The 17,568-nt window shown below is 35.7% G+C and carries 20 protein-coding genes; 14 read left to right on the top strand and 6 right to left on the bottom strand.

Annotated features, from left to right (window positions below; genetic code table 11):
• The first annotated feature begins 21 nt into the window (after positions 1–21).
• Complete coding sequence (locus tag HHO41_RS15150; protein WP_169100121.1) at positions 22–972, top strand: exonuclease domain-containing protein; 951 nt, start codon at positions 22–24, stop codon at positions 970–972.
• Positions 973–1,049: 77 nt separating this feature from the next.
• Here the strand turns inward: HHO41_RS15150 and HHO41_RS15155 are convergent, their stop codons facing one another.
• A complete protein-coding gene (locus HHO41_RS15155; RefSeq protein WP_211171178.1) occupies positions 1,050–1,985 on the bottom strand; it encodes an HD-GYP domain-containing protein in 936 nt (311 codons plus the stop codon).
• 298 nt (positions 1,986–2,283) lie between these two features.
• On the opposite strand from HHO41_RS15155, the gene HHO41_RS15160 reads away from it, so the two are divergent.
• A complete protein-coding gene (locus tag HHO41_RS15160) occupies positions 2,284–3,039 on the top strand; it encodes a GNAT family N-acetyltransferase (protein ID WP_169100123.1) in 756 nt (251 codons plus the stop codon).
• Positions 3,040–3,139: 100 nt separating this feature from the next.
• Positions 3,140–3,445 (top strand): BC1872 family protein, encoded by a 306-nt coding sequence (locus HHO41_RS15165; RefSeq protein WP_169100125.1) that lies wholly within the window; start codon positions 3,140–3,142, stop codon positions 3,443–3,445.
• A gap of 49 nt (positions 3,446–3,494) precedes the next feature.
• Here the strand turns inward: HHO41_RS15165 and HHO41_RS15170 are convergent, their stop codons facing one another.
• The 3 genes from HHO41_RS15170 to cidR form a co-directional block, all read right to left on the bottom strand.
• Positions 3,495–4,004, bottom strand: coding sequence for a hypothetical protein (locus HHO41_RS15170; RefSeq protein WP_169100127.1), 510 nt, complete (start codon positions 4,002–4,004; stop codon positions 3,495–3,497).
• Positions 4,005–4,186: 182 nt separating this feature from the next.
• Positions 4,187–4,558 (bottom strand): hypothetical protein, encoded by a 372-nt coding sequence (locus HHO41_RS15175; protein ID WP_169100129.1) that lies wholly within the window; start codon positions 4,556–4,558, stop codon positions 4,187–4,189.
• A 243-nt stretch (positions 4,559–4,801) separates the two neighbouring features.
• Positions 4,802–5,698 carry a cidABC operon transcriptional activator CidR gene (cidR, locus tag HHO41_RS15180; protein WP_169100131.1) on the bottom strand — a complete coding sequence of 299 codons (897 nt, stop codon included), beginning with the start codon at positions 5,696–5,698 and terminating at the stop codon, positions 4,802–4,804.
• Between the two features lie 202 nt (positions 5,699–5,900).
• Here cidR and HHO41_RS15185 point away from each other — a divergent pair, with 202 nt between their 5' ends.
• The 3 genes from HHO41_RS15185 (at position 5,901) to HHO41_RS15195 (ending at position 7,758) form a co-directional block, all read left to right on the top strand.
• Complete coding sequence (locus HHO41_RS15185; RefSeq protein ID WP_169100133.1) at positions 5,901–6,413, top strand: hypothetical protein; 513 nt, start codon at positions 5,901–5,903, stop codon at positions 6,411–6,413.
• Positions 6,414–6,559: 146 nt separating this feature from the next.
• Positions 6,560–6,802 (top strand): hypothetical protein, encoded by a 243-nt coding sequence (locus HHO41_RS15190; protein WP_169100135.1) that lies wholly within the window; start codon positions 6,560–6,562, stop codon positions 6,800–6,802.
• A gap of 158 nt (positions 6,803–6,960) precedes the next feature.
• Positions 6,961–7,758 carry a LysM peptidoglycan-binding domain-containing protein gene (locus HHO41_RS15195; RefSeq protein WP_169100137.1) on the top strand — a complete coding sequence of 266 codons (798 nt, stop codon included), beginning with the start codon at positions 6,961–6,963 and terminating at the stop codon, positions 7,756–7,758.
• An 85-nt stretch (positions 7,759–7,843) separates the two neighbouring features.
• Here the strand turns inward: HHO41_RS15195 and HHO41_RS15200 are convergent, their stop codons facing one another.
• Positions 7,844–8,425 (bottom strand): LOG family protein, encoded by a 582-nt coding sequence (locus HHO41_RS15200; protein WP_169100139.1) that lies wholly within the window; start codon positions 8,423–8,425, stop codon positions 7,844–7,846.
• Positions 8,426–8,637: 212 nt separating this feature from the next.
• Between HHO41_RS15200 and glnA the strand changes: the two genes are divergently transcribed.
• The 5 genes from glnA (at position 8,638) to HHO41_RS15225 (ending at position 13,439) form a co-directional block, all read left to right on the top strand.
• Positions 8,638–9,993 (top strand): type I glutamate--ammonia ligase, encoded by a 1,356-nt coding sequence (gene glnA / locus HHO41_RS15205; protein ID WP_169100140.1) that lies wholly within the window; start codon positions 8,638–8,640, stop codon positions 9,991–9,993.
• Positions 9,994–10,664: 671 nt separating this feature from the next.
• Entirely contained in the window at positions 10,665–10,925 is a 261-nt protein-coding gene (locus HHO41_RS15210; protein ID WP_169100141.1) for a CGCGG family putative rSAM-modified RiPP protein, read from the top strand.
• Positions 10,926–10,990: 65 nt separating this feature from the next.
• On the top strand, positions 10,991–11,188 hold the full coding sequence (locus HHO41_RS15215) for a gamma-type small acid-soluble spore protein (RefSeq protein ID WP_169100142.1): 198 nt from the start codon (positions 10,991–10,993) through the stop codon (positions 11,186–11,188).
• A 169-nt stretch (positions 11,189–11,357) separates the two neighbouring features.
• Complete coding sequence (locus tag HHO41_RS15220) at positions 11,358–11,810, top strand: hypothetical protein (protein ID WP_169100143.1); 453 nt, start codon at positions 11,358–11,360, stop codon at positions 11,808–11,810.
• A gap of 222 nt (positions 11,811–12,032) precedes the next feature.
• A complete protein-coding gene (locus HHO41_RS15225) occupies positions 12,033–13,439 on the top strand; it encodes a DUF2252 domain-containing protein (RefSeq protein WP_169100144.1) in 1,407 nt (468 codons plus the stop codon).
• A 132-nt stretch (positions 13,440–13,571) separates the two neighbouring features.
• On the opposite strand, the gene HHO41_RS15230 is transcribed toward HHO41_RS15225, so the two are convergent.
• On the bottom strand, positions 13,572–14,261 hold the full coding sequence (locus tag HHO41_RS15230; protein ID WP_169100145.1) for a Dph6-related ATP pyrophosphatase: 690 nt from the start codon (positions 14,259–14,261) through the stop codon (positions 13,572–13,574).
• A gap of 230 nt (positions 14,262–14,491) precedes the next feature.
• Here HHO41_RS15230 and HHO41_RS15235 point away from each other — a divergent pair, with 230 nt between their 5' ends.
• From HHO41_RS15235 to HHO41_RS15245, 3 genes are all read left to right on the top strand, one after another.
• Complete coding sequence (locus HHO41_RS15235) at positions 14,492–15,145, top strand: DsbA family oxidoreductase (protein ID WP_348981293.1); 654 nt, start codon at positions 14,492–14,494, stop codon at positions 15,143–15,145.
• Between the two features lie 234 nt (positions 15,146–15,379).
• Complete coding sequence (locus HHO41_RS15240) at positions 15,380–16,810, top strand: PAS domain S-box protein (protein WP_169100147.1); 1,431 nt, start codon at positions 15,380–15,382, stop codon at positions 16,808–16,810.
• A gap of 52 nt (positions 16,811–16,862) precedes the next feature.
• Positions 16,863–17,549, top strand: coding sequence for a phosphatase PAP2 family protein (locus HHO41_RS15245; RefSeq protein WP_169100148.1), 687 nt, complete (start codon positions 16,863–16,865; stop codon positions 17,547–17,549).
• Positions 17,550–17,568 lie beyond the last annotated feature (19 nt).

Consider the following 17,568-nt stretch of genomic DNA (forward strand, 5'->3'; position numbering starts at 1 on the left):
AATTCAAAAGGGTGAAATAGTATGGATTTCATTGCGATAGATTTTGAGATTGCCAATAATAATTTGAGCAGTGCTTGTTCCTTAGGTATGGTTTTTGTAAACAATAACCAGATTGTTGATGAAAAATATTTTCTAATTCAGCCTCCGAGCCTTATTTTTGATGAAAAAATGACGAAAGTACACGGTTTGACAAGGACAGATGTACAAGGGGCAGATAAATTCGATAAAGTCTGGGATGAAATAAAATCGTATTTTAATTCAGAAACCTTGGTCATTGCTCACAATGCTCAATTTGATATGAGTGTACTAAAAAGTTGTTTAGTTGAGTATTCGCTCGAGATTCCTGAATTTAGGTTCGCCGACAGCATTCAAATTAGCGCAAAAGCATGTGGTGGCAATGGGGTGCGGGGTTCTTTGAAAGCTCGAACAGAGTGGTTTGGAATTGTGCTCAACGATCACCATAATGCACTCGCAGATGCAAGAGCTTGTGCCGAATTAGTGATAAAAAGCGTCCAGTTGAAGAACCGGAAATCGATCCACACATTTTTACAGACTTACAGAACAAGTATTCTCGTTAAATCGTTTTCAGAGCTTAAGCACCAAACAAGCTTTTATCGAAAACAAACGCAAAAATTCAAGAAAATCGATGTAAATGAAATTGCACCAGCTTGTGAGGAATTAGCTTGCAATCATCCATTATATGATAAACAGATTGTGTTTACAGGTGAATTAAGCATGATGGAAAGAGAGACCGCGATGCAAAAGGCTGTTAATGTCGGGGGAATCATTAAAAGTGGTGTAAGTCGAAATACCCAGTATCTTGTTGTTGGTAAGCAAGATAAATCGTTGGTAGGAGCAAAGGGGATCAGCACAAAGGAAGTAAAGGCTTATGCTCTAATTGAAAAGGGATTTGAAATTAAAATCATTAACGAGGCAGAGTTTGTTCAATTGCTAGAGCCGACTAATCTGTAAAATAGTGAGCGCATTTGGTACCAGTCAAGCATATAAAAAACCCTCTAGTTGACCATTTAGGTAACTAGAGGGTTTTCTTAACCGATTTTTTCGAATTTATGGAAAAAGTTCTGTTTAATTTCTGGCATGCTCTTATTTTTAATAATGTTTAAAAATACATCGGCAATGTCAGGGTCAAATTGAGCTCCTTTGTTAGACACGATTTCACTCATTGCAAACTCAATACTCCGCGCATCGTTATAAACACGCTTTGAAGTCATTGCATCAAAGGAATCGGCAATTGCCATAATTCTAGCGGTGAGCGGAATATCTTTTCCCTTTAATCCATACGGATAGCCTTTTCCGTCATAGCGTTCATGATGAAACCTTACCATATCAAGAATACCCGTTGTTTTTATCGAATACACATGTTTAAGTGATTCGTATCCGATTAAAGGGTGGTTTTTAATAATTTCATATTCATCATTTGTTAATTTTGAAGGCTTCGTTAAAATAGATTCTGGAACACCGATTTTCCCAGTGTCATGCAATAAACCTCCTAAATAAATAGCCTTACAATCTGTTTTTGACATACCCATTGCTCTGGCAATCATTAATGAATATTTTGCCACATTCTCCGAATGGTTCGCTGTGTAAGCGTCCCTCGAATCTAATAATTTTGAAATAGCCATAATGATTTCAGTTTTATTATTTTTTTGGATTTTAAATTGTTTAATTACTTCGACTGAAATGACAGTGACGACTAAATACACAAATAAGCGGATGATAAATGTTGCAGGTCGATCAATGTCATGAACAATGATAGATCTTTGTAAAACAATAATAAAAGTGAAAATAATATGGAACCATTTGGGCTTTGAATAATAGCCAATTCCCAAAAATATGGTAGTTAATACATATAAGGAATTAGCTGCAAATACCCAGTAATTAATAATCGGAATAAATAAAAAGAAAACGATGAATAGCCATCTGTATAGACCAGTATTATCCACAAAGAAATTAATCTTATTCAAGTCCAACACCCTCGTTGTGTATTTAAAATATCAAGTGGATGAAAAATAGGCAAATTAACTCATTAAAGCAATTTTAAAGGATACTTGTAAGTAATAACTATCAAGATTTCAAACAGATTGTGACATTTTCCTCTTGTTTATACATTAATAGGAAAATCGGAAGGAATTTTCCTACGCGAAGCGAATAGCCAAAATAGAAACATATCGGGTCGAAATGATGCCAAAAGAACTATGTCATTCAGTAATCTTGTCAGAATAATGGCAGGTCACAAATCTACAAGGATGAAGGGGAATCGTGATGAGTGTAATTACCTTTGAAAATACCAACCATTATGGATCTACGGTATTTGAAAATGAATCATACATCCATAATCATAACCCAGAACTATTGTTAATGTATGATTGTAATTATTTACAGTTTAAAGAGAATCCGACATTATCGGAATTTATACAAGCAGAGGATTATTTACGAGCGTACCATCAAAAGTATAATCAAAAGCATCTAAAGTTTTACTTCCCTGAAAATGAAATAATCTTGCCGGAGGTACGGGAATATTTGTTTCGCAATAACTATCTGTCAGGTAGGCTAGAGTTGTATTGGATTCATCCGAACGATTTCCCTTCAATAACGGTGACTTCAGTGATTTCTGTTTTGCCAGTAACGATGGACAATATAGATACATACTTGAAGTTACAATATGAACTGGACTACAAATATGGGCTTGACTATGCCGACCAGCGACAAGCCCAACACAAACGGAATTTCCAAAATGAATGTTTTAAGCAACTAATTGCATTCTATCTTGGGACCCCAGCAGGAACAGTCGACCTAATTATTACAAAAGATACCTTAGAAATTGATAGCTTAGTTGTTTTAGACGACTTTCAAAAAAAAGGAATTGGCAGTCGCATTCAAAGATATGTTATGGATCACTTCAAAGAAAAGACTGTGATACTTGTGGCAAGTGGAGAAGATACACCTAGAGACATGTATAAAAAACAAAATTATCAGTATCAATCCTTTAAATATGAAGTGATGAAGGTGGAAGAATAAGGTTTACATAAAAATGAATAATCTCAACGGTGCATCTCTTTTGTTTGATTTTCTTTTAGATGTTAAAATATACAATTATAGCTAAAGGGGATCAGCGTAGATGAACAAAATCGAAGTGATTGCAAGAAGAATCTTGGGTTGGAAGTTAAATAGATGGGATCGATGGCATGACCCTGAAACAGGGACTTTTATATACGATCACGAGTTTCAACCGGAACAAAACCTTGATCACGCAATGGTCATCGTCGGTAAATTAAAACAGTTCGGATTTTCCTATACTCAAAAAGGGGATTTAGAGGTTTGTTTTAACGAAATTTGTGCGACAGGTCATACTTTACCTGAAGCAATTACGAATGCGGCGTTTGAGATTGCTGACAACAGCGGTATTCCTGAAGGTTGGTTATAGGAATAAAAAACCAGGTATTTCTAAAAAGAAACCTGGTTTTTGTTTTGAATCAATCATTTTTAGCTTCTATTAATTCTATATCAATAATTTCATTCCCAATATGGTAATATTTTTGCACTAAATATCCCTCGAATTTCTTATCATACTTTATTTTCATCATTTCAATTGGCGCGAATCCAAGTTTAGGATAACAATAAATATCAATTGGACCCGATACTATGTTTATGTTGTTTGATTTAGAGGTGATGATGAAAAGTTGTTTATTACGGATAACCATCGTCCATTTGTTTGTGGTCGCAGTAGCCTCGGCAATGATATCAGCATCAGAATTTTTAACAAAAACAATATAATCATATAGTTCCTTTAAGCCTTGGCCTTTTATGGTTCCGTCAAAGTGATAAAATTTATATCTTTGGGAACGTCCACTTTTATCGATCCAGTACCTACTCCCCTTGGCTGTTATAAAAGTAAGGACGGGATTGATTACCAATTTTACATTTATTTCACACACCTCCCAAATAGCATGATATGTTAAAGGCACTTCCAGATCATTTAACATAGCTTATTCATAAGTAGTAGGTTGGCTTGTACGAATACCAGTGGTCATATGTGGATTTTGAAGTTTTATCGAAATATGTTTTACAAAAATCAAAAAGAAGGCATAGATCACGATGGATCTATGCCTGTTTCTACAGTTGTATGAAAAGTTTGGGTGTAAACTAATTACTGACCGAACCGTTATTATTTCTCAACGGTTGGTCCTACTAAAGATTCCGGCTCAGTCCCCAGTAATAAATGACTGATATTGGTAAAACCGGTCTGAGCAAATTTTGAAATGATCTGTTGTAATTCATGAAAATCAGGATCATTTTTCAATGCTTGTAATTCACGATTATATAAACGAAGTACAGAGTCATGAACTGAATTAGGAATGAATTCTGATGGTTCTTTATCCATAAGTAAAGCGCCCATATATTGAAATTTAAAGTTAAGTGCCCGAGTAAGGTACACCATTTCTACTAGTTTTTTGTGAATATTAGGATAATTTTTTTTCAAATTTTCCAAAGCTTGATACACTTGTTCTAAATCAGTGAGACAATTAAAAGTGATCAATCAAATTTCCCCCTCAAATTTGTTCCATGGTACAGTTGGTGAAACGTAATGACTCAGTTCTTATCATACTTGCAACTTGATTATTACTTAGTCTACGACGGGTTTCTTTTCCTGTAAAATGGTTAAATTTTATTGGTTGTATAGCTTTTATCTATGAAAGCGTTTATCATGACAGCTATCAATTACGGGGTAATTTTTAGAAAAATCAGTTATATTATCCTCCTGAATTATTTTCCTAACAAATCATTTTTCGAGTGCTGTAGTTTTTAGTTGTTCAATCGTAAATTGAAGCCATTCCTTTGCTGCGTAAGAAATATATTGATTTTTACCCCATATCATCGCCAAGCTCCAGCTGATTGAAGGATTCTCCACACGTATCGACCTGACATTGTCCCCAAGTCTTGTGCAAATACTTTCAGGTAATAAAGAGACTCCAAGCTTATTGGCTACCATTTCCTCAATAAAGAAAAGATGGGCGCTTTCTGAAATAATGTGAGGCTTAAACCCAGCCTTTAAGCACGCTTGGATAATACGGTCATTAAGAACAAAATCCTTATTGAACAAAACGAAAGATTCCGCTGCCAAATCTGAAATTTGGACTACCTCTTTCTTTGCATAAGGATGAGCAGGGTGGAGGATGAGTCTCAAATCTTCTTCCATGAAAGCGTAATAGTTGAAGAGCTGGTTTTGGGTCGGAAGAACTATTACTCCAACATCGAGTAAATTGTTTTCAATGTCTTCTTCGATTTTTTTTGAACCAGATTCTTCTATATGAAAAGTGATCCCTGGAAATTTTTCATGGAACAACCCGACCATTTGCAAAAACTTATGGGCATTAAAAATTGGTGGTAGACCAATTCGAATTTGGCCAGTCTTTAGTCCGGTGAGATCATCAATCTTCATTTCTAAATTATTAAATGCTTTATCAATTAATTTTGCTTGTTCAAGGATGATTTTTCCAGCATCTGTTAATGCAAGTTGCTTTCGTGAGCGATCAAACAATGAAACTCCTAACTCAATTTCGAGATTTTTTATCATTTTACTTATTGTTGGTTGTGTGATGAATAAACTATCTGCAGCCTTTGAAAAGCTATTAAACTTTGATATTTCAATAAAATACTGCAAATGCTTAATGTCCATGTTCGTGCACCTAGTTTCTAGTTAAAAAATATTTCTAACACTATTTTAACAATATTACTAAAATTTCGACATTATATTTTGTAAGAAATTTTCAAAGTGTGATATTTGCGTAAGAAATTAAAAATATCATTCATTAAAATTGAATTATAGTAACTTTCCTAAATAGAAGTATAATTTCAGATTTTTAAAGGAGGTACCTATTATGACTGAGATAATATCTACACCTTTAACAAGAAATGAGAAATACGTCCTGGATGAGTATTTAGGAACACGAGAATTACGAGATGGCTTATATCCTTTAATTCAAGATCTCGGAGAAACTGTCCCGCGTTTATATAGGGGTACAATGTATCTTCTTGAGGATGTTAAGATTGGTCATATTTATAGACACTGGAATAGGATATCTTCCTGGTCAACAGATGAAATGGTTGCTACTCAGTTTGCATTAGAGCAATATGTACCTGAAGATTATTTACATGAAATGGTGAGGAAATGGAAATTTCCTTTGCGAAATTTGCAAAATCTTTTTGTTCCAATTGTGCTAATTTGTGAAAATGTCAAAGGGTATGTAGTTAATCATCATTACAAAGAACATCTGTATGTTACGGAAAATGAAGTAATTGTTTACGATGCGAAATTAGAGATATCTTCCATTATGGAAGTTTCTTTTGAGAATATAACTTATTTTAGAGTTTTCTGTCACTCATTAATCTAATATATTAACTTTGATAAGATGGCAATGTAAAAGTCATAAATCAACAATGAAGGTGTGACTTTTGATATTTGGCTTTCATTTCACTCTATGTTACTTTTAAACTATTAGAGATCATTCAACACTGAGAAAGACTTGGAGGTTAAAAAATGAGCTGTGGATGTGGGCCATTTACGGATGGTAAAGCGATCGTTGATCACGTAAAAAAACAAGGCAAGGCACATTTTGAACCAAATGTGTTACATAAAATTGAGTGTGGCTGCGGGGAAACATTTATTTTTGAGAAGGTTATCATGAATTGCCCAAAATGTGAAATGACATATGCAGTAACACCATGTACATCATCTGATATTAATAACATCAAACAAGCTGGAGTAAAATACGCAGAATAAAAATCAATTAAAACACTCGCTTAATTTGATGCGAGTGTTTTTTCGTATTTTAAGGATATTTTCGAAAAATCCTTTCAAGTGAAACAAAAGAATTCTAGCAGTTAGAGTAGCATATATATGATGTATTAAATCTATGCAAAGAATGAGGGGGGGAAGACATGCCGATTATTTTTAGAAAAACCTACATTTACACTGTGAGACAAGGTGATACATTGTATGCCATTTCCCGCAGACTTAACAGCTCAGTGGAGGAGATTCTAAAAATCAATCATTTATTTCCACCCGTAACAGATCCTGGCTTTATTCATCCAGGAAATGTATTATTGGTCACAACCCCTATAAATTCCGGAAAAGTCTCATATATCATTCCGTTTGGCGATAATATCAATCGAATTTCTTATAAGTTTGGAACATTTCCAGATTTACTGTCAGGAGTAAATCGTGTTGTTAATCCAAACCTCATTTACCCGAACCAACAGTTACAAGTACCAGCTTTTATATACGAAATTCAGGTTAATGATACACTCGCCACGATTTCACAAAAATTTGGGATTCCCATGATAGCCATCGTAACAGCAAATCAGGGTAGACCTGGCTTTCAACCGGACTTGATTTGGCCTGGTCATCATCTAATTATTCCGATGCCAACTTCCAGAAACATCGTTGTGTGGTTGCCGCACCCAGGTTCGTCAATTAAGTCTGGGCAAACCATAGATGGTCAGGCGCGTTCATTTGAGGCTAATGTTTTACATCAGGTAAGGGACTTTAACGGAATAATCGTCTCAAATGAGCGATTTACCACAGCAAGTGAAGGTGCGCCAGCCTATGGGAATTTTACCAGTACGCTCCCGTTTGACCATAAACCAACGACAAATTTGGGCGAACTTTGGGTATATACCAGAAGCGCAAATGATGGAAGTATTCAGGACTTAGTGAGAACGCTTGTTGTTTTTTAGGAAGAGTCCTTTTGCAGGGGTTCAATGTGTCGAGCACCCCTGCAATTATTTTATCGGACATTCTGTTAGCTTATAAACTAATTCATCATGTTCGATCATCGTTTAAATATGTCTTTGCGTGAACCGGTTGATAATTTTGCATCTGATTGAGCAAGTCTGATGGGTCTGATTCAACAAGTGTCATTGATTGAAATTTTTCGTCCATAAATTGAGCGTTAATCATATGGGTAAACAGCGCTAACAATGGATCATAGTAGCGGTCGGTATTTAAAATTCCGATAGGTTTATGATGCAACCCTAATTGCCCCCATGTAAATACCTCGAAAAATTCCTCAAGTGTTCCTGGGCCACCAGGTAAGACTACGAACCCATCAGCTAAATCTGCCATCATGGCTTTCCGTTCATGCATGGAACTAACAATATGTAGTTCGCTTAAATTCTTATGCGTTCTTTCCTTCGTGTCCAAAAAATTTGGCATAACACCAATTACTTTTCCACCAGCTTCAAGAACTGAATCAGCGATAACCCCCATTATTCCCAAGCTTGATCCACCGTACACTAATGTCATGTTCCGCTTAGCAAGCTCATAACCAAGTGCTTGAGCCTCTTTTACATAACAATCTGTCGCTCCACGTTTTGAACCACAAAAAACTGCAATAGTGTTCAAAGTGTGCCACCTCCTAAACAATCTTCTATACACTTATCATATTGAATATATAGTTTGAAGTATACGATTTAGTTATGAATCAGGAGTATTTTAGTCATCTTGCATAAATATTCGAAAAATATTAAAAAAAATGTTGTCAAACTATGTAGATTTAAATATAATGAAAAACAGATGTTAGATTTATTATACGTGGATATGTGAGGTTATATAACATGAACAATACGGTTATTTCAAATGCTACAGAAATTTTAGCGCAAATTTCAGAAACTATTAAACAAAAAAACGTTGAACTTTTACACTTGCAATTCGTTGACCTTGAGGGAATTTTAAAACATGTAACCGTTACGGTTGAACAATTAGAAGATGTTGTAGAAGGTAAGATGATGTTCGATGGTTCGTCTATTACAGGTTTCTCGCCAATTAACAAATCGGACCTTTACCTTCAGCCAGATCTTAGCACGTTTGCAGTTCTTCCTTGGACAGAAGAACCTGGATATTCAGAAGCTCGTTTCCTTTGTTCGGTGACAAATCCAGATGGTTCTCTTTTTGAAGGAGACACTAGAAACGTCCTTAAGAAAACAGTTGACCGCGTAGCTGATCAAGGCTATTCGATTTCAGTTGGACCAGAATTAGAATTCTTCTTATTCAAAAATGATGACAATGGTTATGCAACACAAGAACTTACAGATAAAGCAGGTTATTTCGAGCCATCTCCACATGACTTAGGTGAACGTGTTCGTTTAGAAATCTACCGTGCATTAAAAGCAATGGGCTTTACAATCGAAGCATCACACCACGAGGTTGCTGAAGGTCAACATGAAATTAACTTTAAGTATGCAGATGCTTTAACTGCCGCTGACCGTTCAACTACTTATAAATGGGTTGTTAAAACGATTGCAAAGAAATTCGGTATGCATGCTACTTTTATGCCAAAGCCTGTATTTGGTATTAACGGTTCTGGTATGCACGTAAATATGTCTTTCTTCAAAGGTGACGAAAACGCATTTTTCGATCCGTCTGATGAATTACAATTATCTAAAGAAGCTTATCAATTTATCGCTGGGGTGTTAGAGAACGTTAAGAGTTTTGTTGCAGTCACAAACCCACTAGTAAACTCTTATAAGCGTTTAGTGCCTGGCTACGAAGCTCCGGTTTACCTTGCTTGGTCAGCTTCTAACCGTTCAGCATTAATCCGAATTCCTGCCAAAAAAGGTCTTGCGACTCGTGTCGAACTACGATGCCCAGATCCAGCGGCTAACCCTTACTTAACATTCGCTGTGATTGCTTCTGCTGGTTTAGATGGAATCGTAAAAGAACTTGAAGCTCCAGCTCCAGTCAATGAAGATATCTTCCATATGAATGCGGAAGAAAGAGCATTCAAAGGAATTGAAAATCTTCCTGGAAGCTTAGAAGAAGCAGTAAAAGAATTAGAAGCGGGAGAAATCGGTTCTAATACGCTTGGTGAACATGTTTTCACAGAATATGTTGCATTGAAAAAGTCAGAATGGGATAGCTATCGTACAGCTATTTCTTCTTGGGAAATCGAAAACTATCATACTAAGTTTTAATTTTTTAATTTGCATTGGCACTCATGATTTGGCTGTCGACTTCTGTCGGCAGTCTTTTTTACTGCTCTTTTCTAAAATAATGTTGCGTGGTTGGAAACAATACTTAGCGGACATCCAATCCTTTATTTGTGCTAATAATGGTATTTTCGAGATGGAAGCGGACATTGAATCCTCTATTTGCCCAAATCACTGTCTAACTTTCAAGATTTTGGCAAAATAAGGTACCTAATGTCCACAAACCTTTTTAATGAAGGATTTTACTGCAAATAAGGTATTCTGTGTCCGCTAGAAACCGAGGAATAAATTTATCCTGTGGCTATACTAATCTTGTTAGATGGGCTATACCTAGAACGCTAAAAAGCAACATTCTTTGCGAAAAATGCCGTTTATATTTATTTACTGCAAAAACTACCTGCTTGAGTTTGTCAACAATATCTTTGAAAGCGCATACATTAGTGATAAGTCAATGGAGGTGGTTGAAATGTTTTTTGTATTGACTTCCGAATACATTCAGTACCTTAACGACACTGCTCGAAGTAGAATGACATTTGATCAATGGAAGGAAAAGAAAAAACGTCATGAAGCTGAAAAAAAGTAAGAGTGTGACTCAAATCAATAATTAAACTCTCACTTCGTATTACAATGATAACTATACGAATGGGAGGATTGTCATGAAACAAAAAAATTGGTCCATTTCACTAGAGCATGATGAATATGAAGGCAACCTCGAATTAGTCATTAAGGAGGCTCTTGGGGCGGTAGAAAAGACGGCGTCTGGTTGCTATGTAAATCTAGTTACACCAGAAGGTTTTGGTCAACCAGACTTATTTTTATCGGAGCCATTGATATCAATCTTTGGTAATACAATCGAATGGAAATTTATCGATCAATGTGGCTGTGGTGGCTATGTGTTGCGAGTTTGGAAACTATAATTCATTACATAAAATCTCCGTATATAGTAAATGATAGTCAAAACGTAATAGTGGAGGTTCTTGTGATGAATGGAAGTGTTAATCAAAATAATGACCAATATACTGTCGTAGGAACAAATATTGATGAAGTAAAACGATTAAATGCACAATCTGGACTTTCTTATAATGAAGTGAAAGAATTGCTGGCCAGAACAACTGGTGTCAAGGGCGAACCAAATAGAAATACAAATTTTAAGGAATCCAATATAAATAACAAGCAATGAATTATTCAGGATTTTTAAAACAAAACGACACTGACCTTTTTAGCTGGGTGTCGTTTTTGTTTGTTTAGAATTTAAAGTGTTGTCACTATATTTTCAAAATAAATATATCGATTAAAATTCAGTTTCGTGGCACGATAAGGTTAATAAAGATGTAGGAAGGGGCAGCTAGATGAACGAAACGAGTCATTCTGTTCAGTTAACCGTAGAACAGCAAATAAGCGAAATGAAGACTTACAATATTTACCATTTCTTTTTTATCGCATTTATTGGTGGTGTGATACCGATAATGGTTTTAGGAACAAAAAATGCAAATTGGTTTAATATTCCGAAAAAATATAGTTATTCTATTATTGCGGTAGGAATCATCCTATTGCTGTCAAAATATTGGATGTTTCATCTTGTATTCAGTGGGGCGCTTCTCATAAAGGCACAAGTGGTGCGTTACGGATATAAATTCGCTTGTTTACTATATTATTATTTATACTTAGTAATCCTTACAAAACCATATAAACAACATATAAATAGTCATGGTGAGTTAACACCCATCATCAAGCCGGCTGTTACTTGGATAATCGTTGGAATAATTGTTGAATTTGCTTTATTACGTTTAGCGTTTGCATAAGTGATTTTTTTGAAAAATAACCAGTAGCGCCTATCCATTCGTTGGGTTGGCGCTTTGCTATTTTATAATGGTGAGAATATGCTTCCTACCAAATTAATTAATGTAATTCCTAAGAAAAGCATCCCTGCAAAATTGATGAAGTTATGATAGAGTTAAGGTGAGTTGGAAAAATATACTATTTATTAATGAACAAGGAGTATACAAAGGTAGGGGGAGATTAAGATGGGATCCATCATGTTAGAACGGGTGAAAAATACTAGAAAAACACTTCGGATGCAGTTGATTGAAACAATATTAAATGAGTTTGATGAACAATGCATGAATCTTAATCAAAATAAAAGATTTGAAAAATACCAAAAAATGCTGGAAAGTCCATTTCGATTTTTCAGAGGCAGCGCTTATTTATTTTATTATGACATGTCAATAGTACCTTTCCCGTATCATACACCAGATGATAAGCCTACTTGGATACAAGGTGATTTGCACATGGAGAATTTTGGAGCCTTCCAGAACGAACAGGGAGAAATTGTTTTCGATGTAAATGATTTTGATGAGGGCTATATCGGTTCGTATTTATATGATGTGTTGCGCATGTCGGTCAGTATTGCTTTGTTTTGTGATGAAATGTCTTTGACTGATGAAGAACAAAGAGAGAGAGTTATCCAATACCTCGATTCATATTATCGCCAGTTGAAAAGATTTAAGAAGTTAAAAGACAACCCTTTTTCCTTCTCATTTACATCGAAAAATACTACTGGTCCGGTAAAGAAAACCTTAAAAAAACTGCAAAAAAGACAGGGTAGTCACCTTTTAAAGGATATTACTTATATTAATGAAGATAATAAACGAGTTTTTGCTTGGTCGGATGAGATTCAACCTATAAGTGAAGCAGAGAGAAACGTGATTGAATCTTGCATAGCTGACTACTATCGTTCTTTGGATGCGGAAGACAAAAGAGATTTAAAGTATTATACGATTAAAGATATTGCCAAAAAACATGGCGCTGGTACTGCCTCGATTGGACTTGAGCGATATTATCTATTAATTGAGGGTGGAAAGGATGCGAATGGACTAGACGATTTAGTTCTTGAGGTTAAAGAGGTTCGCACGCCAATTCCAGCCTATTTTCTTCCATTTCAGAAGGCTTTTTGGGAAAAATACGAACATCAAGGTGAACGGGTTGTTGCCACACAAAAGGCGATGCATCACCTAGAAGATCCACATTTGGGTTTTTTGACAATCAATGACCGTCACTTTTATGTTCGAGAACGATCACCATACAAGAAGAAAATCAAGGCTAGCCAATTGGAGCAATTGAAAGATATTGATTCTACGCTTGAAATAATGGGTAAACTTACCGCGAAAATACATGCCCGTGCTGATGTAGACTATCAATCAGATTTGTTTTCCTATCATAGCGAAGCAGAAATTTTAAACGCGATAGGAGAGGATTTTGATGCGTTCAAAACTCAATTAGTTTTAGTTTCTCAATCCTATAAGGAACAAGTTAAAAATGATTATCAGATGTTCAGGCAATGGGTGGAAAAAGAATTCGGGGATCAAGAAGCAGTAGAATTCCTTAAAACCGAAAATGAACCAATTCAAGTTCTAGGTGAAACAAATTCCTGAACATTGGAGCAAAGAAATATTGAGCATAGTCAATAGCACGATTTATAATGATTCAAATCGTGCTATTGAAGTAGCTGTTTCACTAGACGGTTGGATTTTTCAAAAATTTTATTAAATAATCCGCAGCCTGTATTAGTTCTTTAGTTCCAATGGCAAAAATGCATATTCACCATCGCTCACAATTTCACATTTTTGAACCGGAATTCGATGTTTAAAAATGGGTCCATCGACTACCGTAGTATGAAATTCGCCGCCTTCTCCGCAAGGGTCAATCCCGCGAGCTACTAGTTCTTTTATGTATTCATGTGTTAAAGTGCGACCCAAATCTTCTTTAACCATTCCTAAAGATAAATTGACTGTGACAATCATTGTTTCAAAACCTAAATCAATAAACTCTTCGGCGGTTTTGCGATGATCCATTTTCCATAATGGCATGCCTAGCTTCAATCCAACATGATTTGTAACTTTTTCATGCCAACAGCCATGTTCTGGCATATCTAAATCACCATTCACTAATACTTCGGCACCCTCGTTTTTTGCGATTTCTAATAGCTGAATAAACACTTTTTCGTAGTCTTCCCAACTTGCGGCAGCAGAATAAAGCGGTAATCCAATTGATTCTGCTTGTGCGCGAATCAGTTCTGGTGGCATTCCATGAGATCTTGAACGCTTGCCCTCTTCCTCCATCATCACAATCAATCCAATGGCTTCTCCAACTTTTGAAGCTTTATACAAAGCTAGGACACTATCTTTTCCACCGCTAAATGAAGAAATGAACTTACGCCCGTGTGCACCATTTTTCCAATCTTTTAATTCAGTCATTCAAATCATTCTCCTAATTCATCTAAATAATAATGGTTTAGTCCATTTTATCATGATTTCTTCAGTTGGGGTTTTTGGGGTAAACTTTAAAAGGCGCCTTGGATAGAAGTTTACAAGTCAAATCACGTGTAAATTTGCGGTGAAGCCTCTATACTATACTAGAATAACTACCTGAGGTGATAAATATGCATATTGAAATGTGGACCGACTTTGCTTGACCATTTTGCTATATTGGCAAAAGGCGTCTGGAGGACGCTATCAAACAAATTGACCATCCAATCGAAGTAACATACAGATGCTTCGAGCTTGACCCGACAATTGGAACAGAAATAAAGGAAAACATTCATGAAGTGATTGCTAAAAAATATGGCATGACCGTTGAACAAGCGAAGGCTAATAACCAAAGAATGGTCCAAATGGCGAATGAAGTAGGCTTGGATTATCAAATGGATACGCTCGTTTTAACGAATACTTTTGATGCTCATCGACTAACGATGTATGCAAAAACGCAGGGATTAATGAATGAGATGACTGAAAGGATTCTTCGAGCTTATTTCATTGAATCTAAACATATTGGTGATCATGAAACGTTGTCTGAATTGGCGGTAGAAGTAGGATTAAATCGGGATGCTGTTGAAAAGGTTCTCGCTAGTGATGAAATGACCGCTATAGTTCGTTCTGATGAACAAACCGCCAAACAATATGGCGTTACGGGTGTACCGTTTTACCTAATTAACAACAAATATGCGATTACTGGTGCACAACCAACTGAAATGTTTGTCCAAGCATTGCATAAAATAATTACTGAGGATGAAATCACCAAATTGAACAATCAGGATGAAGCGTTCTGTGATGCTGATGGTTGTGAAATCCCCAAAAAATAAATCATTTTATGATAACATTAACAAAAGCGCCACATAGAGTGATGGTGCTTTTTTTTATTGCTTTTTTTAATAAAATATACCAAAATATAGATTTTCAAAAATATTAAGTCTGTTAAAATAAGTTATATGAGATTCAAAGTAAAAGATTGGTAATCTCATAATTTTTCAGAAATACTAATTTTCGATTTAGCAAGTTAGTTGATAAAGACGGTTTGCGTTAGTAGGAGGCTATCAATGGTCCGTTCTGATCTATTTAGAGAAGTTTTTGAACAATCTCATGTCCCGCAAATGCTTATTGCGTTGGATACCATGACATCGATTGGGAATAAGGCATTTTACAATTTTGTTGGATATTCAAAGGAAGAATGGAGTGGGATGTCTATCAAGGATATTTCCCATCCTGAGGATTATGAAATTAATCTTCTATTAATGAAAGAGTTAATTCGTGGAGAAAGACAATATTATCAGCTTGAGAAACGTTATTATCATAAATCTGGAGCCATTATACATGGTACTTTAAACGTTTCTCGCATTACTGATCCAGAAACTAAAGAACAATATATGTTCGCCCAAGTAATTGATATAACAGAAAAGCATTCGATGCTCCAATCCTTGAAAAATAGTGAAAAAGTGTATCGTTTATTGGCGGAAAATTCCTCAGACATGATTATGCTCCATGATCTACATGGCGTATACCAATACATCTCACCTTCTTTTACCAGTATTTTAGGATACGATACAGCTGCACTAATCGGTTCTACTTCTCCATATAATTATATCCATCCAGAAGATATGGATGGAGTGAATGAGCATCATCATCAATTAATTGCGGGAAATGATACAGCACCCCTATTTTCATATCGCGTCAAAAAAGCAGATGGTACATACATTTGGGTAGAATCCAATATTAAAGGCGTCTTTGATGAAGAAACAGGAGAATTAACGGAAATTATTTCAGTTTCACGGGACATCCAACAAAGAATGGAGACGTATGAGCTTCTAAATAAATCTGAAAGGTTAGCAATTGTCGGGCGAATGGCTGCTGCAGTTGCTCATGAAATTCGGAATCCGCTAACTCCGATTAAAGGATTTATTTCGTTACTTTCTGATAAAAGAGAGTATGATCCGTATTTTATCGAGATTATTCTTAGTGAAATTAAGCGGATTGAGGGTATTATTACTGAGTTTTTGGCTTTGGCTAAACCGGTTAATCGAAAAATGATTGAACTCAATATAGACCAGCTCATCACGCATGTCGTGAGCCTGATTCAAACGGAAGCGTTATTGGAAAATAAACAACTGATTGTCCAAATGGATAAAATGCTGAAAATTACCGGAGATGAAAATTCGCTAAAGCAAGTTCTCCTTAATGTGTTACGAAACGCGATGGAATCCTTAGAGGAGAATGGCACTGTGATTATTAATTTGAATAAAGTAGATGAGTATGCTTGTATTAAAATTCAAGATAATGGATGTGGGATTTCCAAAGAGAGACTCGCGAAAATAGGTGAGCCCTTTTATTCTACGAAAGAAAAGGGTACTGGACTTGGCCTTATGACTAGTCTTAACATTATCGAAGATCATGAAGGAAAAATGGTCATAGAAAGCGAAGAGGGCGTAGGTACGACAGTAAAAATATTGCTTCCTTTATATCATTTAAGGTAAAATGAACGAGTGATTTATTGGCTTTTTTTGGAAAGAGGAAGGGATATTTATAATGAATTTAAAAGTACGTTTGTTTGGAGCCTTCATACTTACTGTAGGTTGTCTTATCGGTTTTATTGTGATGGCTATTGCAATAAGTAGGCATGAGATTCTTATGTTTGACAGTTATCTCATATCAGTTATTCAAGGGCTAGAACATCCAGTTCTGACTCCAATTATGAAATTTTTTACGATGATAGGAAATACTGAATCGGTTATAGTTCTATCGATGATAGTCTTGTTGCTTTTACATTTGCGCACAAGAAGTCGTTCTGAATTCATTTTAGTCTTTTTGGTAATGATTGGTACTCCTATAATTAATCGGATTTTAAAAGAGTTTTTCCAACGTGTCCGCCCGGATTTTCATCGTCTTATTGAAATTGGAGGGTACAGTTTTCCGAGTGGTCATGCCATGAATGCGATGGCGTTTTATGGGATTGTTGCATTTATATTGTGGCGACATATCCCGACCCGCATTGGACGGACGGTTTTGATTCTCCTTAGTGGCTTGTTTATATTTACAATTGGGATAAGTCGGGTTTATTTAGGAGTTCATTATCCAAGCGATATCATTGCAGGTTATATGGCGAGCGGCTTCTGGCTCTCCATTTCTATTTGGGTTTTCCAATGGTATAAAGATAAACAATTTGCGAGGAACCACGTATCAAAAGAAAGGTCTGATTTTGTGAACAAAAACTAAGGGGGATTACCTCCTTGGT

This window comes from Bacillus sp. DNRA2 (genome assembly GCF_012843265.1).
Classification (GTDB): Bacteria; Bacillota; Bacilli; order Bacillales; family Cytobacillaceae; genus Bacillus_BU.

What these genes read in the sequence shown, in the direction of transcription:
- HHO41_RS15185 (WP_169100133.1), top strand. Translation starts at nt 5,901, where the DNA reads ATGACTGAGATAATATCTACACCTTTAACAAGAAATGAGAAATACGTC.
- HHO41_RS15150 (WP_169100121.1), top strand. Translation starts at nt 22, where the DNA reads ATGGATTTCATTGCGATAGATTTTGAGATTGCCAATAATAATTTGAGC.
- glnA (WP_169100140.1), top strand. Translation starts at nt 8,638, where the DNA reads ATGAACAATACGGTTATTTCAAATGCTACAGAAATTTTAGCGCAAATT.
- HHO41_RS15190 (WP_169100135.1), top strand. Translation starts at nt 6,560, where the DNA reads ATGAGCTGTGGATGTGGGCCATTTACGGATGGTAAAGCGATCGTTGAT.
- HHO41_RS15245 (WP_169100148.1), top strand. Translation starts at nt 16,863, where the DNA reads ATGAATTTAAAAGTACGTTTGTTTGGAGCCTTCATACTTACTGTAGGT.
- HHO41_RS15225 (WP_169100144.1), top strand. Translation starts at nt 12,033, where the DNA reads ATGGGATCCATCATGTTAGAACGGGTGAAAAATACTAGAAAAACACTT.
- HHO41_RS15240 (WP_169100147.1), top strand. Translation starts at nt 15,380, where the DNA reads ATGGTCCGTTCTGATCTATTTAGAGAAGTTTTTGAACAATCTCATGTC.
- HHO41_RS15230 (WP_169100145.1), bottom strand. Translation starts at nt 14,261, where the DNA reads ATGACTGAATTAAAAGATTGGAAAAATGGTGCACACGGGCGTAAGTTC.
- HHO41_RS15165 (WP_169100125.1), top strand. Translation starts at nt 3,140, where the DNA reads ATGAACAAAATCGAAGTGATTGCAAGAAGAATCTTGGGTTGGAAGTTA.
- HHO41_RS15220 (WP_169100143.1), top strand. Translation starts at nt 11,358, where the DNA reads ATGAACGAAACGAGTCATTCTGTTCAGTTAACCGTAGAACAGCAAATA.
- HHO41_RS15170 (WP_169100127.1), bottom strand. Translation starts at nt 4,004, where the DNA reads ATGTTAAATGATCTGGAAGTGCCTTTAACATATCATGCTATTTGGGAG.
- HHO41_RS15195 (WP_169100137.1), top strand. Translation starts at nt 6,961, where the DNA reads ATGCCGATTATTTTTAGAAAAACCTACATTTACACTGTGAGACAAGGT.
- cidR (WP_169100131.1), bottom strand. Translation starts at nt 5,698, where the DNA reads ATGGACATTAAGCATTTGCAGTATTTTATTGAAATATCAAAGTTTAAT.
- HHO41_RS15210 (WP_169100141.1), top strand. Translation starts at nt 10,665, where the DNA reads ATGAAACAAAAAAATTGGTCCATTTCACTAGAGCATGATGAATATGAA.
- HHO41_RS15215 (WP_169100142.1), top strand. Translation starts at nt 10,991, where the DNA reads ATGAATGGAAGTGTTAATCAAAATAATGACCAATATACTGTCGTAGGA.
- HHO41_RS15160 (WP_169100123.1), top strand. Translation starts at nt 2,284, where the DNA reads ATGAGTGTAATTACCTTTGAAAATACCAACCATTATGGATCTACGGTA.